General features: G+C 42.7%; 24 protein-coding genes and 1 tRNA gene. 9 read left to right on the forward strand and 16 right to left on the reverse strand.

Annotation, left to right across the window (positions count from 1 at the left end):
- Positions 1–95 precede the first annotated feature (95 nt).
- A complete protein-coding gene (locus F9K23_03330) occupies positions 96–797 on the forward strand; it encodes an SDR family NAD(P)-dependent oxidoreductase (GenBank protein KAB2918189.1) in 702 nt (233 codons plus the stop codon).
- Between the two features lie 57 nt (positions 798–854).
- Positions 855–1,346 (forward strand): asparaginase, encoded by a 492-nt coding sequence (locus F9K23_03335; GenBank protein KAB2918190.1) that lies wholly within the window; start codon positions 855–857, stop codon positions 1,344–1,346.
- 41 nt (positions 1,347–1,387) lie between these two features.
- Here F9K23_03335 and F9K23_03340 read toward each other — a convergent pair whose 3' ends face one another.
- The 3 genes from F9K23_03340 to dapB all read right to left on the reverse strand — a co-directional run bounded on the left by F9K23_03340 (position 1,388) and on the right by dapB (position 5,100).
- The gene (locus tag F9K23_03340; protein ID KAB2918191.1) at positions 1,388–2,578 is read right to left on the reverse strand and encodes a hypothetical protein; all 1,191 of its coding nucleotides are present in this window, start codon (positions 2,576–2,578) and stop codon (positions 1,388–1,390) included.
- A gap of 195 nt (positions 2,579–2,773) precedes the next feature.
- Entirely contained in the window at positions 2,774–4,087 is a 1,314-nt protein-coding gene (lepB, locus tag F9K23_03345) for a signal peptidase I (GenBank protein KAB2918308.1), read from the reverse strand.
- A gap of 293 nt (positions 4,088–4,380) precedes the next feature.
- Entirely contained in the window at positions 4,381–5,100 is a 720-nt protein-coding gene (gene dapB, locus F9K23_03350; GenBank protein ID KAB2918192.1) for a 4-hydroxy-tetrahydrodipicolinate reductase, read from the reverse strand.
- A gap of 125 nt (positions 5,101–5,225) precedes the next feature.
- Here dapB and mltG point away from each other — a divergent pair, with 125 nt between their 5' ends.
- Complete coding sequence (mltG, locus tag F9K23_03355; GenBank protein ID KAB2918193.1) at positions 5,226–6,299, forward strand: endolytic transglycosylase MltG; 1,074 nt, start codon at positions 5,226–5,228, stop codon at positions 6,297–6,299.
- Between the two features lie 94 nt (positions 6,300–6,393).
- A complete protein-coding gene (locus F9K23_03360; GenBank protein KAB2918194.1) occupies positions 6,394–6,747 on the forward strand; it encodes an Hpt domain-containing protein in 354 nt (117 codons plus the stop codon).
- Here the strand turns inward: F9K23_03360 and F9K23_03365 are convergent.
- The 4 genes from F9K23_03365 to recQ all read right to left on the reverse strand — a co-directional run bounded on the left by F9K23_03365 (position 6,737) and on the right by recQ (position 10,853).
- The gene (locus F9K23_03365; GenBank protein ID KAB2918195.1) at positions 6,737–7,315 is read right to left on the reverse strand and encodes a 50S ribosomal protein L25/general stress protein Ctc; all 579 of its coding nucleotides are present in this window, start codon (positions 7,313–7,315) and stop codon (positions 6,737–6,739) included. The two genes, F9K23_03360 and F9K23_03365, sit on opposite strands and share 11 nt — an antisense overlap.
- A gap of 90 nt (positions 7,316–7,405) precedes the next feature.
- Positions 7,406–8,398, reverse strand: a complete 993-nt coding sequence (locus F9K23_03370) for a ribose-phosphate pyrophosphokinase (GenBank protein ID KAB2918196.1) — start codon at positions 8,396–8,398, stop codon at positions 7,406–7,408.
- A gap of 107 nt (positions 8,399–8,505) precedes the next feature.
- Positions 8,506–8,578 (reverse strand) — tRNA-Gln (locus F9K23_03375).
- Between the two features lie 82 nt (positions 8,579–8,660).
- The gene (recQ, locus tag F9K23_03380) at positions 8,661–10,853 is read right to left on the reverse strand and encodes a DNA helicase RecQ (GenBank protein KAB2918197.1); all 2,193 of its coding nucleotides are present in this window, start codon (positions 10,851–10,853) and stop codon (positions 8,661–8,663) included.
- Positions 10,854–11,035: 182 nt separating this feature from the next.
- Between recQ and F9K23_03385 the strand changes: the two genes are divergently transcribed.
- Positions 11,036–12,118 (forward strand): NTP transferase domain-containing protein, encoded by a 1,083-nt coding sequence (locus F9K23_03385; protein KAB2918198.1) that lies wholly within the window; start codon positions 11,036–11,038, stop codon positions 12,116–12,118.
- A gap of 77 nt (positions 12,119–12,195) precedes the next feature.
- On the opposite strand, the gene F9K23_03390 is transcribed toward F9K23_03385, so the two are convergent.
- Both F9K23_03390 and F9K23_03395 read right to left on the reverse strand, forming a co-directional pair.
- Entirely contained in the window at positions 12,196–12,975 is a 780-nt protein-coding gene (locus tag F9K23_03390) for an enoyl-CoA hydratase (protein ID KAB2918199.1), read from the reverse strand.
- A gap of 109 nt (positions 12,976–13,084) precedes the next feature.
- Complete coding sequence (locus F9K23_03395; protein KAB2918200.1) at positions 13,085–14,017, reverse strand: AraC family transcriptional regulator; 933 nt, start codon at positions 14,015–14,017, stop codon at positions 13,085–13,087.
- A 132-nt stretch (positions 14,018–14,149) separates the two neighbouring features.
- Here F9K23_03395 and F9K23_03400 point away from each other — a divergent pair, with 132 nt between their 5' ends.
- Both F9K23_03400 and F9K23_03405 read left to right on the forward strand, forming a co-directional pair.
- Entirely contained in the window at positions 14,150–15,679 is a 1,530-nt protein-coding gene (locus tag F9K23_03400; protein ID KAB2918201.1) for an aldehyde dehydrogenase, read from the forward strand.
- Between the two features lie 76 nt (positions 15,680–15,755).
- Positions 15,756–16,115, forward strand: a complete 360-nt coding sequence (locus F9K23_03405; protein ID KAB2918202.1) for a DUF779 domain-containing protein — start codon at positions 15,756–15,758, stop codon at positions 16,113–16,115.
- A 57-nt stretch (positions 16,116–16,172) separates the two neighbouring features.
- Here the strand turns inward: F9K23_03405 and F9K23_03410 are convergent, their stop codons facing one another.
- The 7 genes from F9K23_03410 to F9K23_03440 all read right to left on the reverse strand — a co-directional run bounded on the left by F9K23_03410 (position 16,173) and on the right by F9K23_03440 (position 23,178).
- A complete protein-coding gene (locus F9K23_03410; GenBank protein KAB2918203.1) occupies positions 16,173–16,622 on the reverse strand; it encodes a DoxX family protein in 450 nt (149 codons plus the stop codon).
- Positions 16,623–17,015: 393 nt separating this feature from the next.
- Complete coding sequence (locus F9K23_03415; protein ID KAB2918204.1) at positions 17,016–17,381, reverse strand: DUF4260 domain-containing protein; 366 nt, start codon at positions 17,379–17,381, stop codon at positions 17,016–17,018.
- 45 nt (positions 17,382–17,426) lie between these two features.
- A complete protein-coding gene (locus F9K23_03420) occupies positions 17,427–18,002 on the reverse strand; it encodes a Crp/Fnr family transcriptional regulator (protein ID KAB2918205.1) in 576 nt (191 codons plus the stop codon).
- A gap of 1 nt (position 18,003) precedes the next feature.
- Positions 18,004–18,582, reverse strand: coding sequence for a Crp/Fnr family transcriptional regulator (locus F9K23_03425; protein KAB2918206.1), 579 nt, complete (start codon positions 18,580–18,582; stop codon positions 18,004–18,006).
- Positions 18,583–18,599: 17 nt separating this feature from the next.
- A complete protein-coding gene (locus F9K23_03430; GenBank protein ID KAB2918207.1) occupies positions 18,600–19,100 on the reverse strand; it encodes a redoxin domain-containing protein in 501 nt (166 codons plus the stop codon).
- Positions 19,100–22,315, reverse strand: coding sequence for a T9SS type A sorting domain-containing protein (locus tag F9K23_03435; GenBank protein ID KAB2918208.1), 3,216 nt, complete (start codon positions 22,313–22,315; stop codon positions 19,100–19,102). The genes F9K23_03430 and F9K23_03435 overlap by 1 nt, the downstream gene beginning before the upstream one ends.
- Positions 22,316–22,374: 59 nt before the next feature.
- Positions 22,375–23,178, reverse strand: a complete 804-nt coding sequence (locus F9K23_03440) for a hypothetical protein (GenBank protein KAB2918209.1) — start codon at positions 23,176–23,178, stop codon at positions 22,375–22,377.
- A 362-nt stretch (positions 23,179–23,540) separates the two neighbouring features.
- On the opposite strand from F9K23_03440, the gene F9K23_03445 reads away from it, so the two are divergent.
- Positions 23,541–25,250, forward strand: a complete 1,710-nt coding sequence (locus tag F9K23_03445; protein KAB2918210.1) for a capsule assembly Wzi family protein — start codon at positions 23,541–23,543, stop codon at positions 25,248–25,250.
- A gap of 75 nt (positions 25,251–25,325) precedes the next feature.
- Positions 25,326–25,778: a 3-oxoacyl-ACP synthase gene (locus F9K23_03450; GenBank protein KAB2918211.1), complete on the forward strand. Its 453-nt coding sequence runs from the start codon at positions 25,326–25,328 to the stop codon at positions 25,776–25,778.
- Positions 25,779–25,949 lie beyond the last annotated feature (171 nt).

Raw genomic sequence — 25,949 nt, forward strand, 5'->3', positions numbered from 1 at the left:
ATTTTTAGTTTGGCAAAAACAGGTTTTGAGCCCCCAACTTATACCTGTTTTGCACATAGGCTACCCTTGTTTTTCTAATAGTTTACCTTTGCACCATGGAATTAAAAGGAAAAACAGCAATTGTTACAGGAGTTAGCAAAGGGATAGGCAAAGCCGTGGTACAACAATTATTGGCAAACGGTTGCCGTGTGGCAGGTTTTGGGATGACTACGCCCGATTATGAACATCCTGATTTTCTTTTTATTAAAACTGATGTAAGAAATTTTGAAGAGGTGAAAACATCGGTAGAAAAGGTACAAGAACACTTTGGTAATGCGGTGCATATACTGGTAAACAATGCTGGCTTGGGCTATTTTGGGTATTTGGAAGATACCACTCTTGAAGAATGGCATACCATGTACGATACTAATGTGAGCGGTACGTTTTACTGCTGCAAAATGGTATTGCCGATTATGAAAGGGCAGGAGTACGGCCATATTATAAACATTGCTTCGGTGGCCGGACTTGAGGGCTACCCGCAAGTAGCTGCATACAGCAGTACTAAGTTTGCCGTTAGGGGACTTAGTGAGGCTTTGTACAAAGAGGTGCGCGATTTTAGGGTGAAAGTTACCTGTGTATATCCCGGTTCGGTGAAGACAGAGTTCTTTAGAAACAGCCCCGGAATACAGCCCCACGATTATATGCTGATGCCCGAAGATGTGGGAAACGCCATCAAGCAAATTTTAGAAACCCCTGATAATTACCACACGGTGAATTACGAAATACGTCCCCTGCAACCCAAAGGACCAAAAAAGTAATTTGTTTGATTAATATTGCTGCTTAAACGTACAACTTTAGACAACAGTTAATAGATAATGGGAATACGACTATTTGTAACAGGTGGAACTTTTGACAAAGAATATAATGAGTTAACCGGACAACTACATTTTAAAGACACTCACATTCCTGAACTGCTTGAGAAAGGACGCAGCCGTTTAGACATTAGCATACGTACGCTGATGATGATTGATAGTCTTGAAATGACGGAAACTGACCGTAAAATAATTTTGGACAGTTGCCTGCGTTGCGAAGAGCAAAATATCGTTATTAACCACGGAACGGATACAATGGTTGAAACCGCTAAGGTACTTGCAAACGGCGGGATAAAAGATAAAACGATAGTACTTACAGGTGCTATGATACCGATACAGTTTGGCAGCAGTGACGGATTGTTTAATTTGGGTAGTGCCCTTGCTTTTGCGCAAGCATTGCCATACGGGGTTTATATAGCCATGAACGGCCGTTATTTTAATTGGGACAACGTTCGCAAAAACCGACAGACGGGCTATTTTGAGGAGTTGAAGTAAGCGGAGGGTGATTAGTGGTTAGTGTTTAGGATGAAAAGTTCTTAATACAGTTCAACCACAAGACTAACGGTTTTTACATCCATGCCCAATTTGCCCAGTTCAAAGCCTTCGCCACTGGGTTCGGCAGTTACATACCGGTTGTTTTTGTACATGAACGAATAATTGGCCGTTTCTTCGGGCAGCTTTAATGCAATGGCCACGTGTTCATCGTTTTCATACACCAGAGCCACGCTTTGCACTCCCAGCATTTCTTTTACAAGGGCGGCATACAGCACCACCTTGTCTTCACAATCGGCAAAATCATTGTACAGTACTTCTTCGCTATAAGCGTAGCGTTCATAGCCCCAAGCTTCTTCGTCGGTTTTGTAGGGTATTTCCTGTACAAACTTCAACAGAAAGCCCAATGCCTCCCGTTTGCCCATGCTATCAATGGTAGAGCGCAGTTCTTTTATGAGCGTGTTTTTTAACGCTTCAGAAAAACCGTAGTTTACATAAATACTGCCCAGTTCAACAATGGGCAAGTCTTTCAGATACAGTATCAGTGATTTGTTGAGTGTGTACGTATAGCTGAACTTTTTGCCGGCAAACTCAAAAGCATGAGCCTTTTTCTGAGTAAGGGCATTCAACTTGGGATAGGCGTGCTTATTCAGTTTAAAGTCCTGTAAAGTAAAGTTACGTGGAGTTTTTGGTTTGTATTCAAATACTTTGCCCGCAGTAGGGTAGGGAGTGCGTGCAAAACTAAGGTCGGTGTATATTTTACCGCCCTTCATTATGTAGCCTGTACCGTAGGGCTTGGCATCCATGCTGCCGTATAAAGTAATGTTTTTTGCATCGTAGCATAGCATCACATCCATGCTATCGTGGTACAAGATGTACCATTTTACAAGAGTTCGGTAGTTTTGGGGCCGGTGGGCAAAAGCCTTCTCAGTAAAGGCAGTAATCAATAATGTTTTGCCCACATCGTCCAAACCAAAATAGGTGGCGGTTTTTTGTACCTCTTTAATTAAAGGTACATGGTGCGGGTTAATGACCTCTTCATCAAACCTTTTAATAAATTGTTCAACAGCGCTTTCATATCGTATCGTATTTAAAGTGGTATCGTAACTTATGCTTACAGGGTGGCCGTAAAAATCAAACGTTACTGTTTTATTCTCAATACCTTTAGCACCCGTTTGGTAAATAATAGCCAAAAGCAGTGCCAAACTCCCCCTCTGTATTATAGTAAACGCCATTAGTCGGTCAAACGTTGCATTGTAAACTTTAAATCATACGCTGTTGTTTATATATCAAAACTACAAAAGCAGCTAAGAAATTGCGCTACCGGCACGATTTATTTTTTGTTGTAAAATATAGGTTGTTATAAAAAAAACTAAGGCACAAAAAGTAGGGTAACTCTTTGTGCCTTAGTAAGTATAAGTGTTAATAGATTAATCAAAACTAATTACCCTGAACAGGCGGTTCCAGCGTATTTTATCCAACAGGCTTTTTTGTTCGTAATCCAACGAAAGCCAAATAAATACGGGCTTACCTACAACATGGTCGTGGGGTACAAATCCCCAGAAACGCGAGTCGAGAGAGTTATCGCGGTTATCCCCCATCATAAAGTAGTAATCCTGCTTAAAGGTATAAGTGGTTACGGGCTGTCCGTTCAGTATAAACTTATCGCCTTGTATAGTAAACTCCTCGTTGTGTTCATACACGCGTATCACACGCTCATACAAGGGGTAGTTTTCTTTAGTAAGGGTAATGGTGGCTCCGGCTTTGGGTACCCATAGCGGGCCAAAGAAATCTTTATTCCAGCGATACAAATCATGAGCTGGGAATGCCGTTGCATCCCAATTACCTGCAACATCCATGTACTGGCGGGCACTATCAATAATCCCTTTTTGTTTCAATTGGGCAAGGGCATCGTAAGTAAGGCTCATGCGGTTGCCTTGGTAGTTGGTAACATCTACCGATATACCCAGTTCTGAAATGTCTTTCTTAGGGGCTTTATTTTTAAAGGCTACTTCGTAGCTGTGTGCAAGTTTTTTGGCTTCTGGCAAGGGCTTGCCGTTAATAAACACTTTACCGCCAATTACCTGTATGCTGTCGCCGCCAATGGCCACACAACGCTTAATGTAGTTGTCCATTTTATCCAATGGGCGCACTACATAATCATTACGAGAAACCAAATCAGCTTTAAAAGCTTCAAACTTAGCACCGCTAAACCCTTCAAATTTTTCTTCGGGGTGTGCATTAAGGTATGCTACGTAGTTATCACGGATAACCTTGTAATAGCTTTGTTCTTGTGCCTTTACAAATACAGTGTCGCCTTCGGGGAAGTTAAACACCACAATGTCGTTGTTTTCAATCTTCTCCAATGCCGGAAGGCGCAGGTAGGGGAATTTTATAAAATCAACGTATGCTTTGCCACCGATAAGAGGCATGGTATGGTGTGCAAACGGAAACGCAACGGGTGTCATAGGTATGCGCACGCCGTAATGAACTTTGCTCACAAACAAGAAATCACCAATCAATAAACTGCGCTCCATAGAGGCCGTAGGAATGGTATAAGCCTCAATGTAAGTAGCACGTACTTGGGTGGCTACTACTGCTGCAAAAAACAACGCTTCGCCCCAATCGCGCGGAGTAGTTTTGCGCACGGGGTATTTGGCTTTAAACTCTTCGGTATTGCAAGGGCCTATGTATTTTATGTTTTTGTTGCGACCTAAATACACCAGATAAAACGAGAAAAACATAACACCCAGCACCTCGTCTAAAAACGATTGGCGGCCATAGTTTTTTATCGTATCGGTACGTATGTTGTAATTGGTAACAAACTGTACAATGGGCACAAACAAAAGCAATACCCACCACCAAGGGCGGTTGGATATTTTTATAAGTATGTAATAGTTGTATACAGGAATGAGCGACAGAACAGGGTTTTGTTCAGCCTTTTTGAAAATCATCCACAATCCCACTTGGTGTGAGATAAATACAAGTATGATAAAAATGATGAATCCGGTCATTTAGTAAACAATGCGTTTATGGGTTAAAACTTCAACATATCGTCCATAGTATACACGCCTTTTTTATCGGCGGTCCATTCGGCAGCAATCACGGCACCTTGTGCAAAACCTTTGCGGCTATATGCACTGTGGCGAATGCTTATTTCGTCAATCTCGTTGGTATAAATTACATCGTGTATACCGGGCACGTCGTCCTTACGGTGAGCAGTAATCGGCAACACTCCTTTTTCGATAGAGTCGCGACCTACAAGTCCCCAGCCGTCATAGCCGTCGTGTGCTTTTATCACCTGTTCGGCAAGGCTGATAGCCGTACCGCTGGGCGCATCCAGCTTTTGTGTGTGGTGAGTCTCTACCATCGAAGCTCTGTACGAAGGTTGGCCGGCCATAATTTTAGCCAAATAGCGATTTACGGCAAACATAATGTTCACCCCGATGCTAAAATTGGTAGCAGTAAACAATGTACCGTTGGTATCGGCGCAGTGTTGTTTCACTTCTTCGTATCGGTCATACCAACCGGTAGTACCTACTACCACAGGTACACCTGCTTCAAAACATTTAAAAATATTATCTACCGCAGCCTCGGGTTGGGTAAACTCAATGGCAATATCAGCAGCTTTCAGTGCATCCGACGTAAGGTCTTTGTTTATCAAATCCATCGCCAAAACAATGCGGTGGCCGCGCAATAGGGCTTCTTGCTCAATAGCTTTGCCCATTTTACCATATCCAATCAGTGCTATATTCAAAAAGGTAACCGTTTTAATGTGTTTTGGCAAAGCTACCTTTTTGCGGGCAACCTTGCCACAGCAAAATCTATCAGTATAAATAATTTAACGACTGAAAAAATACCGCACGGGTAAAGCCGTTATTTATATTTGCCGTTTTATTAGTAAAAGTAGTGTCTAATACCCCTTTTTATAAACGCCGCAAGTTTTGGTTAGTACTTGCAGTTTGTGTTGTAGTGTTGGCCGCCGCAGGCGGATTTTTTTACAGTAAGTTAATTGGTGCACGCATGAAGGTGCAGGCCGATACCGAGTGGCTGATTATTAAAACAGGTGATACGTATGAAGATGTATTGCAAACGCTGACCCGTAACGGTTGGATAGAGAGTGAGGAAGTGTTTGACTTTTTAGCACAGCAAGCAAAATACCCCAGCAAAGTAAAAGCAGGTAAGTATAAAATTATAAAGGGAGAGACTTACATAGATGTGATACGAAAGCTACGCGCGGGCAAGCAAGAGGAGGTGAAGTTGGTGATAAACGCCATGATAACCACACGACAAGTGGCATCTATTGTGGGGGCAAATTTGGAGGCTGATAGTATTGAGTTTATCAATATGCTTGAAGACAGTACTTACCTGGCGCAGTTTGGTTTTACACCGCAAACCGTGTTGTGCCTGTTTGTACCAAATACGTATAACTTTTATTGGAATACGGATGCCAAAGCCGTGTTTCAACGGTTAAAGAAGGAACACGATAAGTTTTGGAATGATAAACGTAAACAGCAGGCTGCAGCGCAAGGATTAACCCCTTTGCAAGCAGGCATATTGGCCTCTATAGTGGATGGTGAAACCAATAAAACCGATGAGATGGGAATTGTTGCCGGGTTGTACCTGAACCGATTGAAGAAGGATATGTTGCTGCAAGCCGACCCTACGGTAAAGTATGCAGCACGCAACAGCGGTTTGCAACGGGTGTATAATTACCACACACAAATACAATCGCCATACAATACCTATATTTACAAAGGATTGCCCCCCGGTCCGCTGGCATTACCCTCGCAGCAGGCTATACAGGCAGTGCTTACCCCAGCAAACCATAACTATATTTATATGTGTGCCAAAGAAGATTTGAGCGGCTATCATAATTTTACAGATAACCTTACCCAGCACAACTTAAATGCAGCCCGTTATCGTTTGGAATTAGATAAACGCGGTATAAAATAGTAACGGATGAACTATCAATGCTGAACAGGAAATAATTATTACTTTGATTGGAAACTGAATAATAATTATATTTTGATAACTAAATTGCAGATACATGCCTGAACTAAAGAGCGATTTTTATGATTTGACCACGCTGTATGAGCAGGTGGGTAAGAATGATGAGTCGCTAAAAAGATTTATAACAATTTTTTTGAATACCGTACCCGATGATATGCAAGCATTGAAAGATGCACTTGATTGGGAGGATTACGATAAGGCGAAATCGGCTGCCCATAAAATGAAATCTTCTTATGCAATTATGGGGGCAGAATGGGCGCATGCAATATGCTCTGAAATAGAAGAAATTAGCAAAGACCTTACAGAAAAAGAAAAGCTCCCGGATATGTTCTGGGAGCTTTCTGATAAGTTTACTATGATGGTAAACCGACTAAAAGAAATTACTTTTTAGATGCGTCAGCGTCAGCTTGTTTTGTTGCACGTGTAGTCAATACACTCACAACTGCGTTTGCAGGAGCATCCAACAACTCAAGGTTGCTTACATTAATTTCTGATACTTTGATTGATTTACCCAATTCAAGGTTGTCGATATTGATTTCGATGCTATCAGGAATGTTGGCAATAAGACCTTTTACGCGTAGTTTTTTGTTTTTAACCAGCAATTTACCACCGGCACGTACACCAGGAGAGTTCCCTGAGATTTTTACAGGAATGTTTAGTGATACGGGTTTATTGTCAGACACCTGCAAAAAGTCAACGTGAGTAATCTCGTCGTTTACAGGGTGAAACTGGATAGCTTGCAAGATTGACTTGTATTTAGTTCCGTCAACATCTATTTGAACCAAATAAGTGTTTGGTGTATACACAAGGTTTTTGAAATCGCCGCTGTACACTGCAAATGATACGTGAGTGTTTGCACCATACAATACACAAGGAACTTTACCTTCTTCCCTAAGGCGGCGGGTGGCGGTTGTACCCAAATCTTTGCGGGCTTCGCCGATTAGTCTAATAGTTTTCATTTTTTTAATGAATTAATTACTGTCAAAAACCCCCATGCAACGCCTTAGCACGGCAGGTTTTTTATCATATTAATTACAAGGCGTTTAAAATCAGGGTTGCAAAGGTAATGAAGATTGGATTGAATTTCCAATTTTAAATAGAGAACTGATTGAGCCATGCTCATTTATGTTGCGGATAGCCTCAGCAAACAATGGAGCGGCAGACAGTTGCACAATTTTGGTAGTAGTTTTCTCGTGGTTTAGAGGTATAGTATCGCATACTACCAACTCATCCAATACCGAGTTTTCGATATTATCGTATGCATTGCCTGAAAGCACAGGGTGCGTACACATAGCACGTACACTGCGTGCGCCTTTTTCTTTCATCATTTTGGCAGCCTTGCACAAGGTATTACCTGTATCTACAAGGTCGTCAATAATAATAACATCAGCATCAGTAACGTCACCAATCACCGTCATACCGGCAACTTCGTTGGCACGTTTACGTTCTTTATCACATACCACAAGGTCGCAGCCCAATATTTTGGCAAAGTATCGGGCACGAGCCGTACCACCCATATCAGGAGCAGCAATGGTAAGTTTAGGTAAGTTCAGGCTTTGTATATAAGGTATGTAGATTACCGAAGCATCCAAGTGGTCAACCGGTATATCAAAGAAACCTTGAATCTGTGGAGCGTGCAAATCCATAGTCATTACACGGCGTACCCCAACAGCTTCTAATAAATCAGCCACCATTTTAGAGCCGATAGCCACACGTGGCTTATCTTTTCTGTCTTGGCGGGCAAGACCAAAGTAAGGGATAACAGCGATAATGTAGTGGGCCGATGCACGTTTGGCCGCATCTACCATTAGCAGCAACTCCATAAGGTTGTCGCTGGGAGCAAAGGTAGACTGGATTAAAAACACATCGCAGCCCCTTACCGATTCGTTAAAGTTGGGTTGCATTTCGCCATCGCTAAAACGTTGTAATGTAACGTCTCCCAATTCTTGTCCATAGTGGTCAGAGATTTTTTGGGCAAAGTAGTGCGAAGCTGTACCGGAAAATAGTTTTACAGGGTTGCGGTTGTTTACGGCAGAATTCATTGGCGCAAAAATAATTAAAAGCCTTTTTGCTACGTGGGAGTGTTAATAAATTATTAGCAATTGAAGGTTTTAAACATAAAAAAAGCACCTCGTTGGAGGTGCTTTTGTTGACCGACCAGGTTTCGAACCTGGACTCTCCTGAACCAAAATCAGGCGTGTTGCCAGTTACACCATCGGTCAATTGGGGATGCAAAATTAGCAAAAGACTTTTTCATGTCAACACTTTTTTTGCATTTTCTGCAAAGTTTTCTGAAACTGCCTGTTAATTAGCCATTTCAGATATGAACTGGATACGCATCAGCTGCAGTTCTTCTAGTGAATACTCACCGTCAAACTCATCGTAGGCCTTTTGAAGTGAATCTTCGTCTGAAGATTTGAAGTAATCAAAAATCTCGTCCTGTCTTTCCTCGTCCAGATGGTCGTTGATGTAATACTTAATGTTGATTTTGGTGCCTGAATCCACAATGTTTTCAAGCTCTTTAATCAAATCAGCCATGCTGATACCATTTGAACGGCTGATATCATCCAAACTTACTTTTTTATCAATGTTTTGGATAATCTGTACTTTTTTGCCCGATTTATTGGGTACGGTACGGATTACAATATCCTGCGGACGTTCAATTTCGTTTTCCTCCACATACTTGGCAATCATTTCAATAAATGGCTTACCAAACTTCATAGCCTTGTTTTTTCCTACCCCTACAATGGTTTCCATTTCTTCCATTGCAATGGGGTATTTAGAGGCCATGTCTTCTAATGAAGGGTCTTGGAAGATAACATAAGGCGGAAGGCCTTTTTGCTTACCAATTTTCTTGGTAAGATCCTTCAGCATGGCGTACAGTGTTTTGTCAAAAATGTTTTCCACTGCCACACTTTCAAAGTCTTCCTCAGTTATCTTATCATAGCTGTTATCAAGCGCCATTTCCACAGGGTGTGGGGCGCCTAAATATTCTTTGCCTGCATCGCTTACGCTTAGCAAGCCGTAGTTTTCAATGTCTTTATCAATAAAGCTGTTTAGCAAGCCAAGTCTAACAATGGCCTTCCAAAACTTATCGTCTTTATCCTTACCAATACCAAAAAACTCGCTTTTGTGGTGTTCGTAATCGGTTACTTCTTGTGCTTTTATGCCTTGCAATACGTTTGCAATGTGCTTAAGGTTGAATTTACCGTCCAAGCCGTCAATGGTTTTAAGGGCTTTCACCATTTCGGCAGTCACGTCCAGTTTTTCTTTGGGGTGACGGCAGTTATCGCACATTTTTCCACAATCTGCATCGTCAAAATGCTCACCAAAATAGTGTAGCAACATTTTGCGGCGGCATTGCGATGATTCAGCATACGATGAAGTTTCAAACAACAACTGTGCACCAATCTCACGTTCGGCCACAGGCTTATCTTTCATAAACTTCTCCAGCTTTTCAATATCGCTGGGGTTGTAAAACAAAATACACTCACCTTCAAGACCGTCACGTCCGGCACGGCCGGTTTCCTGATAATATCCTTCAAGGCTCTTGGGTACATCGTAGTGAATAACAAAACGAACATCGGGCTTATCAATACCCATCCCAAAAGCAATGGTAGCAACAATTACGTCGGCCTCTTCCATCAAAAACATATCTTGATGCAGGGCACGTGTTTTTGCATCCAAACCGGCATGGTAGGGGAGAGCTTTAACGCCGTTTACTTTCAGCATCTCGGCAATCTCTTCTACTTTTTTGCGGCTAAGGCAATAAATAATTCCGCTCTTGCCTTGACGTTGTTTTATGTAGGCTACAATCTCTTTGTAAACCTTGTCTTTTTTATCCTTGTTGCGTACTTCGTAGTAAAGGTTGGTACGGTTAAACGACGATTTGAACACCGTAGCATCGCCCATATTCAGGTTTTTCTGAATATCGGCCTGTACTTTTGGGGTTGCAGTGGCAGTAAGCGCCATCATCGGGATATCGCCCAAGTCCTTCACCATTGTTTTGATACGACGGTACTCAGGTCGGAAATCATGTCCCCATTCTGAAATACAGTGTGCCTCGTCAACAGCTACAAACGATATGTTGATGCTTTTTAAGAAATCAAGGGTTTCTTCTTTTTTAAGTGTTTCGGGGGCTATGTACAGCAATTTGGTTTTACCCTCTGTAATATCATCCTTCACCCGCATTATTTCGCCTTTAGAAAGCGACGAGTTTAAAAAATGTGCAACAGCATCGGTACTGCCAAATCCCCGTATGGCATCCACCTGATTTTTCATCAAGGCGATAAGGGGAGAAATAACAATGGCCGTCCCCGGCTTTATAAGTGCAGGCAGCTGGTAACATAGTGATTTACCGGCTCCTGTGGGCATTATAACAAACACATCATCACCGTGAATCACGGTGTCAATAATCTGTTCTTGGTTACCTTTAAATGTATTAAAACCAAAAAACTCTTTTAGTGAATCTTTAAGATTAACAGAACTCTCTACCATCTCAGTATAATTAAGTACAACTTAATTTGCTTACAATGCTTTATTTTCACGCCGGATTTTAATTTCTTTGCGTCCGGCTTAAAGCTGTAAGTTAATAAAATCTAATAAAAAATAGGTAGAAATTTTACTCGAATAGGGGTCTATTTTTTTAAAACAAGCAAAGTTAAGAAAAAATTAATTGAATGGCTAACGAATATTATGTGGTGATAATGGCGGGTGGAATAGGCAGCAGGTTTTGGCCATTGAGCAAAACCTCACACCCCAAGCAGTTTCTGGATATTTTGGGTACCGGAAAATCACTGATTACCCAAACTTTTGAACGCTTTAACAAACTGGTGCCCGCTGAACGTATTTTTGTGGTAACCAACCAAATGTATATAGATTTGGTTAAGGAGCACTTACCCCAATTGCCCCATAACAACATATTGGGCGAACCATCGGCAAAAAACACGGCTCCTTGTATTGCTTACGCAACGTACAAGATACGTAAGATTAACCCTAATGCCTGCTGCGTGGTAGCTCCGAGCGACCACCTTATTTTGAATGAACAGCAGTTTTTGGATGACATTACTACTGCGCTTGAGTTCTCAGCAAATAACGACGCGTTGGTGTCGTTAGGTATTAAACCCACACGCCCTGATACCGGTTACGGTTACATACAGTTTTTGGAGGGTGGTAATGAGAACGACGTGCACAAGGTGAAGACCTTTACCGAAAAACCTAATTACGAGCTGGCACAGAAGTTTGTTGAAAGCGGCGAATTTTTGTGGAATGCAGGGATATTTATATGGTCGATAGGAGCGATAGTTAACTCGTTTGATAAGTTCTTACCAGAGTTGAGCGCTAACTTTGAGAGCATTGAAGCTGAATTGAACACGCCAGCTGAAACGGATGCAATAGTGAGGGTGTACCCGCTGAGTAACAGTATTTCTATTGATTACGGGGTGTTGGAGAAGGCCGATAATGTGTATGTGATACCTTGTGATTTTGGATGGAGCGACTTAGGCACATGGTCATCGTTGTTTGAAGTACACGATAAAGACGAGAACGGAAATGCTATCAACGCAAGCACTGCTGAGTTGTACGATACCCGCAACTGTATGATTGATGTACCTAAAGGTAAGTTGATTGTAATAAACGGTTTGGAAGATAAGATTATCGTAGATACCGATAAGGTGTTGCTGATTTGTGACAAAAACCGTGAGCAAGAGGTGAAACAAATAGTAACCAACATTAAACTGAAATTAGGCGAGAAGTACCTATAATATAATAGGCGGATAGCAAAAGAAAACGGTCAGATTGATTATCAATCTGACCGTTTTTATTTAGGCGGATACAACTATTATTCGCCGGTAAAGGTGGCTTTGCGCTTATTTAAAAACGCATCTACACCTTCTTTAAAGTCTTTAGTACCGAAGAAGTTACCAAAATCAGTGATTTCATTGGCAAACCCGTCTTCTTTCTTATCCAAATTAGCATTTACCAAGCGTATTACGCTTTCAATAGCTAATGGGGCTTTGGTTTTAATCTTATCAATAATCTCGTTACACTTAATAATCAATTCGGCTTGTTCTACCACGTGGTTCACCAATCCTAATGATTTAGCTTCGTGGGCATTAATGGCATCGCCTGTAGTAAGCAATTCAATCGCTTTGCCCTTACCTATTAATTGTACCAAACGCTGTGTACCCGCATAGCCCGGTACCAAACCCAAATTTACTTCAGGTTGGCCAAAACGGGCATTATCACTGGCTACGCGCATGTGGCAGGCCATTGCCAACTCGCAACCACCGCCCAATGCAAAACCGTTTACGGCAGCAATTACAGGTTTTTTAGATTGCTCAAGGGTGTTCATCACCGCATGACCGGCAGCACTCATTTCAGTTCCTTGTGCAATGGTAAAATTGGCAAACTCAGCAATATCAGCACCGGCAGCAAAAGCCTTAGTACCGGCACCGGTAAGTATTATACCATACACTTCTTTATCCTCTTGTATGGATAGAACGGCCTCGCGAATTTCTTGCAAGGTTTTCACGTTCAGTGCGTTTAGCTTGGTTTCGCGGTTGATGGTAATGGTAAAAATACCATTGTTTTTTTGGGCAATTATATTCTCGTAGCTCATATACTTTCAATGTTCTGTTGGTGGCGAAAATAGCCATTATTTTTATTAGGCCAAGAAAGTGTGTGAATTATGCAGAAAAGTTAACAAGAGTAGCCTGTTGAGAGTGTTATCAGGCATAGTTTCTAAAGCTGTCTTTGTATTGCTTAGGGGTTGTGCCTTCGTATTGTTTGAAGCAACGGATAAAGTGGTTTAAGTTGTTAAAGCCTACCAGAAAACACACTTGCGTTACTTGGTATTTAGGGCTTTTCAGCAACTCTTTAGATAGCTTTATGCGTTGTTCTAAAATATATTCGGCAGGAGTTTGCCCAAAATTCTCTTTGAATTTGCGGAAAAAATTAGCCCTGCTCATACAGGCCTGCTCACTCAGCAAATCCATATCTATTTTTCCGGTAAGGTTTTCTTTAATGTATTGTACCACATGCGCAAAGCGATGTCGGCTGGCCATCTGTACATAATTCATTTCAAACAACTGGCGAGCCTGTGTTTGCATCAATCGCACCAAAAGCTCGCGCAGGGTTAAGCCGGCAAGCACATCTTTTTCTTTGGTGTGTTCGTTCACGCTGATGCGTATCATGCGTTGTATGCTGTCGCTTAAATCATTATTGTTTATCAGGTGAAACCTGTCGGCATCCACGTGCCAGTAATCATCACGTTCCACTTTAGGAAAACGGTCGTTCAGTAAATTAAGGGTATCAAATATCTGTTCGTGGTTAATAGCAAGGGCAATACATTGGGTGGGTTGCAGGGTATTAGCTTCGGGAAAATCAATACGCATTACCTCATTAGGGGGCACAATCACCGATTCGCCGGGCAGGTAATCAAAAGCAGGTTTATCAAACAAACGCATCACTTTTTTACCTTTCAGCATACTGGTAAGTACCATATCGCCAAATACCAACTTCACATCTTTTGCTTCCCGGTGAGTTTCAAACACATTCAGCTCACATTTATCCAGCGTAAATGCCGAGCGGTGTTCTACCAACGTGTACAGCGATTTTTCAGTGTGCAACGGTATGTTTTCAGCTATCTGTACCCTTTTCATACAACTAATCTAGCGAATATATTTTTATAAACTGCAAGCCTTATACGGGCAGCGTATTGATTGATACTCACAGCATAGTTTTTTGTTACAGGGTGTACAACCTTTGAGTTTAAATAAACCAAAAAACATTTTATGGAGACATTAGAACTTACTCAACAAGACGAAAAACTAGCTTTTCCGGCATTCAAAGAAAAGTACAATCATTTTATCGGAGGTCAGTGGGTAGTACCCGCCAGCGGTGAATATTTTGATAATGTATCGCCTATCAATGGTAAGGTGTTTACCCAAGCAGCACGCGGTAATAAAGAAGATATAAATAAGGCATTGGATGCAGCACATTTTGCTTTTGCAACATGGAGCAAAACATCGGCAGCAGAACGCGCAAGAGTATTACTTGCCATTGCTGACGTGATGGAGAAAAACCTTGAGCTTTTGGCAAGGGTTGAAACTGTAGATAACGGCAAAGCGTTGCGCGAAACCCGTGCGGCTGATATTCCCTTGTGTATCGATCACTTCCGCTACTTTGCAGGTGTAATAAGGGCAGATGAAAGTACCATGTCAGAACATGATGAAAACACTATCAGTATCAACTTGCAAGAGCCTTTGGGTGTAGTGGGGCAAATTATTCCCTGGAACTTTCCTTTACTGATGGCATCGTGGAAAATAGCTCCGGCGTTGGCTGCGGGTTGTACTACTGTGGTGAAACCTGCTGAACAAACCCCCACCGGCATTATGGTGCTGATGGAACTGATTAAAGATATTGTGCCCCCCGGTGTTATTAATGTTGTTACCGGCTTTGGCCCCGAGGCAGGCAAACCTTTGGCAACATCGGACAGGGTGGCTAAAGTTGCCTTTACAGGCGAAACAACCACCGGACGTTTGATAATGCAGTATGCCAGTGAAAACCTGATACCAGTTACCATGGAATTGGGCGGAAAATCACCCAATATTTTTATGCCCAGCATTGCCGATGCTGATGATGAGTTTTTTGATAAGTGTGTAGAAGGTGCAGTAATGTTTGCCCTTAACCAAGGCGAGGTATGTACCTGCCCATCAAGGATTTTGGTGCATGAATCTATTTACGATAAGTTTATGGAACGAGTGGTTGCCCGCACAAAGGCTATTAAAATGGGTAATCCGTTGGACGGTGAAACAATGATGGGCGCGCAAGCATCAAACGACCAATATGAAAAAATACTTTCGTACATGGATATTGGTCGTCAAGAAGGAGCAGAGGTGCTGTGTGGCGGTACTGCCGCTAACTTGGGCGACGGCTTAAACGAAGGGTACTACATACAACCTACTATTTTGAAAGGCCACAATAAAATGCGCGTGTTTCAAGAAGAGATTTTTGGCCCCGTAACCTGTGTAACTACTTTTAAAACAGCTGAAGAGGCGATTGAAATTGCCAACGATACTTTGTACGGCTTAGGTGCCGGTTTGTGGACCCGTGATGCACACGAAATTTACCAAATGCCCCGTGCTATAGAAGCAGGCCGTGTATGGGTAAATTGCTACCATGCGTACCCTGCCCATGCACCGTTTGGCGGGTATAAAAAATCAGGGTTTGGACGTGAGACGCATAAAATGATGCTGAACCACTACCGCCAAACTAAAAACATGCTGATATCATACGATAAAAAGAAACTAGGTTTCTTTTAATCTCCCCTTTTTGCGGTTTATAGGAAAGGGTGTTGCCTTTGGGCAATGCCCTTTTATTTTTAATGAATGTTTAAATATGATACAAAAAGTAACCAGTACGCCCCAAGCTGACGAAGTAATAACAAGGCTTAAGAAGTTACACGGCTCGTTGATGTTTCATCAAAGCGGTGGTTGCTGCGATGGTTCGCAACCGATGTGTTTTGAGAAAGGAGAGTTTAAAACAGGTGAAAGTGATGTGTTGTTGGGAGAAGTGCAGGACTGTGAGTTTTACATGAGCCGCGACCAATACGAATATTGGAAACATACTCAGCTAACCCTTGATGTTGTAAAAGGCAGGGGAAGCAGTTTTTCACTTGAAATACCCTTAGGGCTGCGGTTTATTATCCGCTCACGATTGTTTACCGAAGAAGAGCAAAAGCAATTGGGTTTACTATGAAAAGTAAAAGCCCGCTTAAGCCGGCGGGCTTTTTATGTGTGTAGAAGGTAAAGCAGGTTATTTTAAGGCAGCAACAATCATATTGTCTATTGCAAACTTGCCGCTTCCGTTTAACATAAGGGCTAAACTAGCCCCTATGGCCAGTAAAAAGTACTCTAATCCTTCCCCCGCTTGGTTTCCCATCCAATTCATAAAAAAACCAAAATTAAGGTGCGAAGTCAGCATAATGCCAACAAACAGGATGGCGATAACTGCCGCCAAAATTTTACTGCCAACGCCCAATACCAAAGCAATGGGTGCAAAAAACTCAATCAGTATCACCAGTAAACCGATGATGTATGGCAATTTTACAGTTTGAGTAAAATACTGCATGGTTCCGTCGAAGCCAAAGCCGCCAAACCATCCCAGTAGTTTTTGTGCACCGTGCGGAAATAATACCACGGCAATAGTAACCCTTAATAAAAGACCTGCCCAGTTGTTTTGTGAGCTGAAAAATTGTTCCATCATAATTCTAAATCGTTTGTTATTTGTTGGAACAAAGGTCGGGATGCCTTTAGCAGCAAGGCATTGAACTATTTTAAGAAATTATCTTAAAGTAGTTTAAGGAAAATAGGGTTACCTTAAGAGTACTCTTCCCATTCATAAAAAATTCTATTGCTAAAGAGTGTTCTTTAGCCATAAAGCTACTAAGTTAGTAGGGAAGAAGTGTTTTGCGTCTTCGAGCCTTAGCGGCATACAAGTATATTTTACGCTTGCAAATCGGGTTTGCCAATTTTGCCTAAGTGGGTAAACTTAATGCCTGTTTCATTGCAAAGGGGTTTTTCTTTAGCCACAAAGCCACTAAGTTAGAAAGGAAGAAGTGTTTTGCGTCTTCGAGCCTTAGCGGCATACAAGAATATTTTACGCTTGCAAATCGGGTTTACCTATGTTGCCTAAGTGGGTAAACTTAAAACCGGTTTCAAATTTCAAACCATAGCCCATCATTCTGTCCATTGCGGCATGGCTGAATAAAATTACTCCGGTAAGTGCAGTAGCATCACTTTTCAGGTAAAAACCCAAAACGGCAATAATCAGCGCAAGAGCTTTGTGGTGGAACAGATTGTAAACGGCAGCCCCCACTTTATTGTTTACGGTATAACCCAGCATACCAATATCAGGGGTAAGAATAAGAGCAGCAAATACCCACCAAGCGTAGGGTAGTTGTGAGAATACTATAATGCCCAAAGCAAACTGGGCGGCTTCTTCTAATTTTAATGTTGTTTTCATGCTACAAACCTACGCCGATAGGGTAGGGTAGCCGCTTGACAAAAATCAAGAAATGCGGGTGGTTTGTTTTTTACGTAAACGACTCAGGGTTTCGGGTTTCATGCCCAACATACTTGCCAAGTGTTGCAAAGGTGCACGGGCGGCCAGTTCAGGACGTTCAATCAGTAGTTTCTCATAACGCTCTTCTGCGGTTTGGTGCAGTTGCGAGAACATTCGTTCCTCTAATCCCAAGTAACTAAAAATCAATAGCTGACTTTCAAAAATGCGCCACTGGGTGTATTTGTTCAGCAATTCGCGGTGGTCGTCGCAATCCAGTACTAAAAGCTCACAGTCAGTAATAGCTTGCAAATTCCAACGGCTTGGTGTTTTAAAACTAAAGCTGCTGAGTGAGGTATCAAAATATCCTTCTTCGCTAATCCAGTGGGTAATTTCTTCTCCATCAACCTCATACCAAGTGCGCAACAAACCTTCTTTTACCCAACCCACTTGTGTGCTTACTTGTCCGGCTTTTACCCAAAAGGCACCTTTAGGCAAGTGTAATGGTTTAAAGTACGAGGCAATGTCTTGCAAGCTCTCTTCATCAAGGCCTATAAAACGGCGTATGGCTTGTTGCAGTTCCATTTTATCCTTCGCTCAATTGTTTTCGTATCTGGCTCAAAAACTCAGGGGTGATACCCAAGTAGGCCGCTATTTGATGTTGGGGCAGGCGTTGCTCCAATTTGGGGTATTTTTCAATAAAGTACAGGTAACGTTCTTTAGCGGTTTTGCTGATATTGAACAAAATCCGCTGTTGCTGGGCTATGTATGCGTTTTGCATCATTATCCTGAAAAACCGTTCCAGTTTGGGTATTTTAAGGTACAAGGCTTCAAGCGCTGAATGTTCTATTTGCAACACTTCTGAATCTTCCAGTGCGTCAATATTCAGTTTAGAGGGCGTTTGGGTTAAAAAGCTCAACAAGTCAGATGTCCACCAGTCTTCAACAGCAAACATGATAATATGTTCCGTGCCAGCATCGTCTATATAATAAGCCCTTAAACAACCGCTTACCACAAAGTTTTCGTAACGGCAAACATCACCGGCTTGCAGCACGTATTGCCGTTTTCTGTACTTGCGTAAGGTTACAGCTTGCCACAGCAATTCTTTTTCTTCATCGGTAAGCTGTATATGTCGGCTAAGACCTGCTTCGAGCAGTGGGTGCATAACTGCAAAGAAAACTATTAATATTCACTATCAATGTAACAGCCTACAGCGGTAGTTTCCGTTACGGGAGCGGTTTTACCTGCCAGCAAGGCATCCAGCGCGTTTTTTAGGTCAGGCACTGCGGGAGTAGTTTTGCGTTTACCCAATGTAGTGTACTTATCGTCAATACGGCCTTTGTAGTGCACTATCCCTGTGGTTTCATTCACCACAAATACTTGCGGGGTTATTGTAGCCCCTAATCGGTTCATGTATTGGCGGCCAATATCTTTTCGTAGTTCAAAAGTAAGTTGGTATTCGCGACGGAAGCTATCAATAGTAGCGGAGTCAGAATCAGGGTTTGGAAACAAGCCTACCACTGTAACTCCTTTGCCTGCATATTCTGCACTAAGGGTATTTAAAGTAAGGGTGTGGTATTGGCAAATGGGGCAACTTTCACCCAAAAATACATATACAGTGTATTGAGCTTTTGCAGCGGCAAAAGCAAGCACCATCAATACAAGGGTTAATAATCGCCTCATTATTGTTTAATAATTTTTTGGGTGAATACCTGTGTACCGTTTTGCAAACTGATGTAATAAACACCCGCCGCTAAATTACTTACATCCATCTTGTTTTCGCCTTGCAGCAATACTGTTTGTTTATTAAAGATGGTCTTGCCTGTCGCATCCATTACCGTAACAAGGGTTGTTCCCTCTATACCTGCAAGGTTGTTGATGTACAACACATCATTGCTTACAGGTATGGGGTATACTTCAAAGGCGTTATTGCTCACCTCGTTGGTGCTGTTAATAATCGTCCACACATTAAAATATGAGGTATCGCTTTTGCAGCCGTTGGTATCGCGTACTACCAGTTTTATTACTGCTGCCAGCAGGGTGTTATCCCAACGCAGGGTAATACTGTCTTTATTGGCTTGCAACAAATCAGGGGTTTGACTTACCGACCAAGTATAGTTGTAAGTAGGTTGGCCTTGGGCTTTGTATGTAAACGGCCTGCCTAATTGTATAAACGGATTACCCGTAATGTTTACGGGAGCAGGTTTGGGCAATACACTCACATTTTGGGTAATTGAGCTTTTGCAGCCAGTGGTAGTATTTTCGGTAGTTAAATTGACGGTGTAATTTCCTGCCCCTACAGTAAATGTTTTTAGTGCATTTGGGAAGGAGGTTATTATAGAATCCCCGTCAGAGAATTTCCAGGTGTACTTATCGGTGAAAGTATTTGAGGCTAATTTCAAAAGATTACTATCGGCACATTGCCCTTCCCACAGTGCAATGAAACCCGCAGCTGGATTGGTATTCACCGTTAAGGTAGTGGTTGTGCTGTCGTAACAGCCGTTAATACCTACGGCATAGCTTAACGTGTAAGTGCCTGAAGTATTAAAAAACTTTACCAACGAATCAGTAAACACCTCCGTTTGCCCATCAATGCGCCAGCTTTGGGTATAAGGTGCAGGGTATGCAGCAATGCCATTACGTATTACAAAGCGGTTGCCATTTAAGCACTGGGCGGCATTATTAATTAGTATCGAAGCTTTGGGTGCAGGTTTCAGCTTGGCATACACCGTTTGGTTTTCAAAGTTGTTGATACATCCAGTAGAAAGGTCTTCAACAATTAGTTGTACCGTTTGCCAGCCGCTGTCGGCAAAGTTTTTAGCCACTTGTTGGGTGTACAAAGTATCTCCGTCAGAAAATGCCCATGTATAGCTTACGCCCGTAGCGGGTGAAAGCAGTTGCACGTTGGTACTATCAGTACAAGAACCGCCCTTTACCAAGGTAATGCCCGATTGAGGGATGGGATTAACCAGCAAATGCAAAACAGTGCTGTCGTAACAGTTACCGCTTGAAACAACTGCTACGCTTGCATTAAATGAACCTGCGCCTACAAAACTCTCAACCAAAGAGTCGGTATAGGTTTTTTGCTGCCCGTCTATCCACCAGCGTTCGGTGTATGGGAGGGTGTAACCTTGCGGTTGGGTTTTCTTAATAATAAATGTGTTGTTGAATTCGCACTGCTCGCTGTCGTTTACCGTCAACATTAATTTTGGAGCAGGTAAAAAGGTAGCACTGTCAATAATTCCTAGTGAAGTATTGTAATACGTTCCGGCAGGAGTTTTTTGCAGGCGCAGGGCTTTTACCATGTAATAATTTTTACCTAATAAGGGCGAAGCATCCACATAGTTTGCGGCAGTGGTTTGGCCGATTAATTCGTACTTACCGTCAACAGAGGCAGCACGGTAGATGCGGTGAGCCATGATTCCGGTATCGGTAGAAGCAGTCCAGTTTAATGATACATTAGAGCAACTTTCAGTGGCCGATAACGAAGTAGCAGGCGTAATGGGGTGTAATCGCAAAGTAGGGTCGCCCATTAAACCCATGGTAACTCCGTTGCTTGAATAGTATGAGTGGTATAAGTTGCGCGGCGAGTTGGCCGATGCCGTGGCGCAATAACCTACAGGAAGCCCTAACGCCATTTGGTGATGGTAGTAAACAGGGCGGCCGCTCCATGTAGAAGTTAGTATCAATGAACGTGAGGCAATGTGTGCCTTTAACAGGTTGTTTGTGATGTCCCAATCGCCGAAATAACTGCCGAATGAAGAGGTAAAAGGAGCCGTAAGTGAGTCGTTTACAAAATCGGTTGAAGTAGCGATGCCTGAACTGGTAGTATAACTACCATAGCCAGCCGTTACTGAAAACATATAGGGGCGGGTCTTTAACTCGGTTAAAAAATCCCCCTCACGAATAGAGTCTCCAAACATACCTGAGTAACTGCCCCAGCCGCCGCGCACAAAAGCTTCACCGCCAAATCCGCCAATAGCGTCTTCAATAAAACCGCGCAGCACAATAGGGTATTTGTTCAGTTTAAAATTATGGGCTTTGGCAAGGTAGCGGCGGGTTAGCGCGGTATCACTCATGCCAAAAACAGGCATATCATACATATCCACCCTACCCACGTGTAGTTTGGCACTTCCGGGGTTTATTGCATCTGCATCAAATTTACCGTCGCCGGGGGTATTGTAGTTGCGGGGGCTTGAAGAGACCTTTACGTTCAACACATAGTCTGTCCATTGACTGTTATCCGCCATCGAGTAATACAAATCAGCAGGCCAAGCACCGTAGTGGTCGCTGTGGCCGTCAGGCCCTACATAACCAGAATAGGGAACAGGTATATGACCTAACAAGTAAACAGCTTTAAAATTTATCGAATCCTGCTGCCACAAATCAATTACGTGTTGTTTAGCTTTTACCGGAGTTGAGTTTCGGCTTACATAACGGGTAATTACCTGCCATCCATCGCCACGCAAATCGCTTTGCAGTAGTTTAATCTCTGTAGCAAGCGGCAACCTGTAATTACTATCCACCATCAATAATAGCTTGCCGCGGTAGTTGTATTCGTCAATTCCGTCGCCGGCATACAAATAGCCATACCCATTGTAATTTGGGGTAAACTTCACTACTTGGTACTCAACCGCAACTCCTGCCTTTACTGTTGTATCGGTATAGGTGGTGTCTGATGCCGAAAGTGTTGCAAGTTCTGTCCATGCAAGGGCATCGGGTGTTTTTGAGAACACCTTGTATTGGGTAGCCGCTGCTGCTTTGTTCCACAACAGAGTGAAACGCAAAGGACTTTTTTGTACCGATAGTTTAATTTGTACGGTATAGTCTTTAGAGGCTTGCCCAAACGCAACCGCAGTTAGCAACAGGGCAATAATGAATGTGGTTAGTTTTTTCACTAATTGCCAAAGTTACAAATTGTTTGTATCGGATGGTTAGAATTTATAGTGGTTTTGTTCTATTCAAAATCTAAACGGGGCAAGGTTGTATTGTTAAATGGTTCAGGCATTTGAAACAATGATACAGCACAACCGATCATATACCGCGGCCCCCAATTATTAAATTTAGGCGGGTTGGCGTCATCATAATTATTAAGTAGGTGATAAGTAGGTATGCCACTAAGCAAAATATCGAACGAGGCATCGGTAAGCTTACTGTCGTTGCGCACCGTCATTGCTTCTGCGGTGTTAAAAGGGTTAGCTCCTAATACAGCTTTCAATGTGATGGTGGTATCGGTTAACTCCTCTTTTGTCAATACAAACTTAAAACGCCCCTTGTAATCAGTCCCCACAGTTTTAATTACTTTACCGTGTTGCAAAATCTGGATGGTAATGCCTGAGGCTGCCATCAATGTTTCTTTATCCCTCAATCTGCCGCTTATTTCTACAGGGAAACTAATAGTGTCAACAGGGTTGATGCTATCGCTTACAGGGATTGCGGGAGCCTGTTCTTGTTGGGTTTGGGCATTAGCAATGCCATTAGTGGCAAATACACCCAATAGGCTTAATAATGAAACTGTAAGGCCTTTAAACCGCGAAAAGAAATACTGTTGATGTAGGTTGTCAAGTTGGTCAACGGTATAAAAACCGCACACCTGTTCATCAGGATTGTTTAGTTTTTGGTGAAGTTCTTCTTTACTTAGTCCGGTATGATTGGTAACGCACTTATTGCAATCGCTGCAAAATTTCTTACCGTCGCCTGCATCAGTCATATCCTGCCATTTTTTAGAGCAAGGAAAAGTGAGTATTACTTTATTTTCCATAATAGGGTGGTTTTAAGTGATGAACAAAAGATTACATGGTTGCCAAAATCAAACTTCATTGCGGGTAGCCTGACAGGTTAAAACCTGTCGCTTTTGTAATTACCTTCCCGCAAGGGACTTAAGTCCCTTGCGGGAAGGTAATCGTATCAAGATGGGATTTTAATCCCATGTGTTTTAAACGAACCTTTACAAAAGAGGCTGGCTTTATGCTCGTCGGGACGATAGGAATAAAACCAACCGCTTATAGGATAAACTCATTAAAAGAACGACTCTTTAATCAATAAACGTTATTGTTTTGTTTGAAGTTGGAATAGCCGGTGTGATAAACCTTGCCCCAAAAAAATCCCCTATCTTCGCACACCATGCGCTTCTTACTCCTTTTTTCAGCACTGTTGGCGGTAAGCCCGTTGATTTCCCAATCAACCTACACGATGAGCAATAACCGCGAATATTCGCACTTGATTGACCGCTTCGAGATAATGAACGGCAGTCCGGCCCGCAAGTATTGGCTGTACGGCGGGGTGCACACCTCGGTGAAACCCTTGCAACGCTATGAAGTAGGTGCAATGGCTGAAAAGCTGTTGGGCGACAGCAACCGACGCTATACCAAGCGTGATGTGTTTAACCTAACGTATTTACTGGCCGATAATCCCGATGTGCAAGAAAATGAGGCGGTAAAAGGCAAGCCGATAGTAAAGTATTTTTATAACTATAAGGCTGCGTTGTATGCCTTTAAAGCGTACGAGTTTAGCGTGTTTGTAAATCCTGTGTTGAATTTCACTTCGGGTACTGAGCAGGTGGACGGTGAAAGCCGGATGATATGGCAAAACACGCGCGGTGCTGAAATGCGCGGACAAGTGGGAAGGCGTATCGGGTTTTATACCTACTTAACGGAGAACCAAGTAAAAGCCCCCTTGTATTTAGCTGACCGTACCCGTGCCGAAGGGGTGTTTCCGGGTGCAGGGCTTACCAAGCCTTATAAAACGGATACCAACACGTTTGATTTTTTTGAGGCCCGCGGCTACGTTACGTTTGATATTACCAAGTTGATTAATTTCCAATTCGGGCACGACCGTAATTTTATCGGCAACGGAGCACGCTCATTGGTGTTGAGCGATTTCTCTAAAGAAAACCTGTTTTTAAAGATAAAAACTAACGTGTGGCGCATTAACTACACCAACTTGTTTATGCAGTTAAACGCCTTCAATACCACGCTGGCAAAACGTGATAAGCGCGATAAATTTATGAGTTTTCACCATTTGAGTGTAAACCTTGGTCGCCGTTGGAACGTGGGAATTTTTGAGAGCATTGTGTTTAGCAGGGGCGATAGTGCCACAGGTAACGGACGTTTTGACTATAATTACCTGAACCCGATTATTTTTTACCGCGCTATTGAGCAATCAACAGGCGGGGTGAGCAGTGATAATGCGTTGTTGGGTTTTGATGTGAAGTTTAATGCCACCCGCAGTCTTAGCTTTTACAGCCAAGTAATATTGGACGAGTTGCACATCAAACAATTGCGCAGTAATCCGGGTTCATGGGTGAATAAATTCGGGGTGCAGGCAGGGATGAAATACATCAACGCCTTTACTATACCCCACCTTGATATTCAGTTAGAGGCTAATAGTGTACGCCCTTATACGTATCAGCATTTTAATACCGCGCAAACCTATACCAATATGGGCACGCCGTTGGCGCACCCGCTAGGGGCAAACTTTAATGAGGTGTTGGCCATTGTGCGCTACCAGCCTGCCAACCGCATTAATGTTACTGCCCGTGCTATTTATGCCAAATACGGCAAAGACAGTGCAGGAAGAAATTTTGGGGGTGATGTGGGCAAAAATTACGATACCCGCTATAGCGATGAGAACAATACCATTGGGCAGGGGGTAGGCAACACCCTTTTGTGGGGTGAGTTGACGGCCAGTTATATGCCCGCCCACAACCTGTTTTTTGATGTGCGCTACATTTATCGCAACGTAAGCAGTGATATTGCTGCACAAAGTACTACCAGCAGTATGCTGATGGTGGGAATGCGATTAAACTTTGGGTTGAGGGGATTTGAGTTTTAAGCCCTGCTGTAAAGACACGAAGACGCAAAGAAACTAACTTTGTGACTTTGCGTCTTAGCGGCAAAAGAATATTCCATGATTAATATCAAACAACAATTATATAACCTTTGCCTTGAGGCATTGAATACCCGTATTGAGGTGGCTAAGAAGGCGATGGAGGATGCCCAAAACTCAGCGAATGAGGAGGGCAAAAGCTCTATGGGGGATAAGTACGAAACCGCCCGTGCTATGGGGCAGATTGTGCGCGATATGAATGCCAAACAACTGAACGAGGCATTGAAAGAGCTGGCTACACTAAAACTCATAAATCCTGAAACACAACAAACCGTCATACAACCGGGTAGTGTGGCCATCACCGGCAGTGGAAATTATTTTATTGCCGTAAGTGCGGGTATGCTGAAAGTGGATGGGAAAACATGGGTAGCCCTTTCTCCCGCCACACCGTTGGCGCAAGTACTGTTAAACAAAAAAGCCGGAGATACTTTTGAGTTTAGAGGAAAAAAAGAAAAGGTGGTAGAAGTAGGGTAGGCTTTTTACAGATGGGGTAATATTCTTCACTGTCGTTCAGAATGACAATTCATAATAAATTAAATCCACCCCCTGCCCCCGCCTGCGGGGGACATTGAACGATTAGCGAGTTTTGATATCCGAAGAAATGATGTAGTAGGTTCGCTCTCCAATGTCCTCCTCATAGAGGAG

It is taken from the genome of Bacteroidota bacterium (assembly GCA_008933805.1).
Lineage (GTDB): Bacteria > Bacteroidota > Bacteroidia > UBA8524 > UBA8524 > SB11.

Coding starts and splice junctions, on each gene's coding strand:
- F9K23_03330 (KAB2918189.1), top strand. CDS start 96: ATGGAATTAAAAGGAAAAACAGCAATTGTTACAGGAGTTAGCAAAGGG.
- F9K23_03335 (KAB2918190.1), top strand. CDS start 855: ATGGGAATACGACTATTTGTAACAGGTGGAACTTTTGACAAAGAATAT.
- F9K23_03340 (KAB2918191.1), bottom strand. CDS start 2,578: ATGGCGTTTACTATAATACAGAGGGGGAGTTTGGCACTGCTTTTGGCT.
- lepB (KAB2918308.1), bottom strand. CDS start 4,087: ATGTTTTTCTCGTTTTATCTGGTGTATTTAGGTCGCAACAAAAACATA.
- F9K23_03360 (KAB2918194.1), top strand. CDS start 6,394: ATGCCTGAACTAAAGAGCGATTTTTATGATTTGACCACGCTGTATGAG.
- F9K23_03365 (KAB2918195.1), bottom strand. CDS start 7,315: ATGAAAACTATTAGACTAATCGGCGAAGCCCGCAAAGATTTGGGTACA.
- F9K23_03370 (KAB2918196.1), bottom strand. CDS start 8,398: ATGAATTCTGCCGTAAACAACCGCAACCCTGTAAAACTATTTTCCGGT.
- recQ (KAB2918197.1), bottom strand. CDS start 10,853: ATGGTAGAGAGTTCTGTTAATCTTAAAGATTCACTAAAAGAGTTTTTT.
- F9K23_03385 (KAB2918198.1), top strand. CDS start 11,036: ATGGCTAACGAATATTATGTGGTGATAATGGCGGGTGGAATAGGCAGC.
- F9K23_03390 (KAB2918199.1), bottom strand. CDS start 12,975: ATGAGCTACGAGAATATAATTGCCCAAAAAAACAATGGTATTTTTACC.
- F9K23_03395 (KAB2918200.1), bottom strand. CDS start 14,017: ATGAAAAGGGTACAGATAGCTGAAAACATACCGTTGCACACTGAAAAA.
- F9K23_03400 (KAB2918201.1), top strand. CDS start 14,150: ATGGAGACATTAGAACTTACTCAACAAGACGAAAAACTAGCTTTTCCG.
- F9K23_03405 (KAB2918202.1), top strand. CDS start 15,756: ATGATACAAAAAGTAACCAGTACGCCCCAAGCTGACGAAGTAATAACA.
- F9K23_03410 (KAB2918203.1), bottom strand. CDS start 16,622: ATGATGGAACAATTTTTCAGCTCACAAAACAACTGGGCAGGTCTTTTA.
- F9K23_03415 (KAB2918204.1), bottom strand. CDS start 17,381: ATGAAAACAACATTAAAATTAGAAGAAGCCGCCCAGTTTGCTTTGGGC.
- F9K23_03420 (KAB2918205.1), bottom strand. CDS start 18,002: ATGGAACTGCAACAAGCCATACGCCGTTTTATAGGCCTTGATGAAGAG.
- F9K23_03425 (KAB2918206.1), bottom strand. CDS start 18,582: ATGCACCCACTGCTCGAAGCAGGTCTTAGCCGACATATACAGCTTACC.
- F9K23_03430 (KAB2918207.1), bottom strand. CDS start 19,100: ATGAGGCGATTATTAACCCTTGTATTGATGGTGCTTGCTTTTGCCGCT.
- F9K23_03440 (KAB2918209.1), bottom strand. CDS start 23,178: ATGGAAAATAAAGTAATACTCACTTTTCCTTGCTCTAAAAAATGGCAG.
- F9K23_03445 (KAB2918210.1), top strand. CDS start 23,541: ATGCGCTTCTTACTCCTTTTTTCAGCACTGTTGGCGGTAAGCCCGTTG.
- F9K23_03450 (KAB2918211.1), top strand. CDS start 25,326: ATGATTAATATCAAACAACAATTATATAACCTTTGCCTTGAGGCATTG.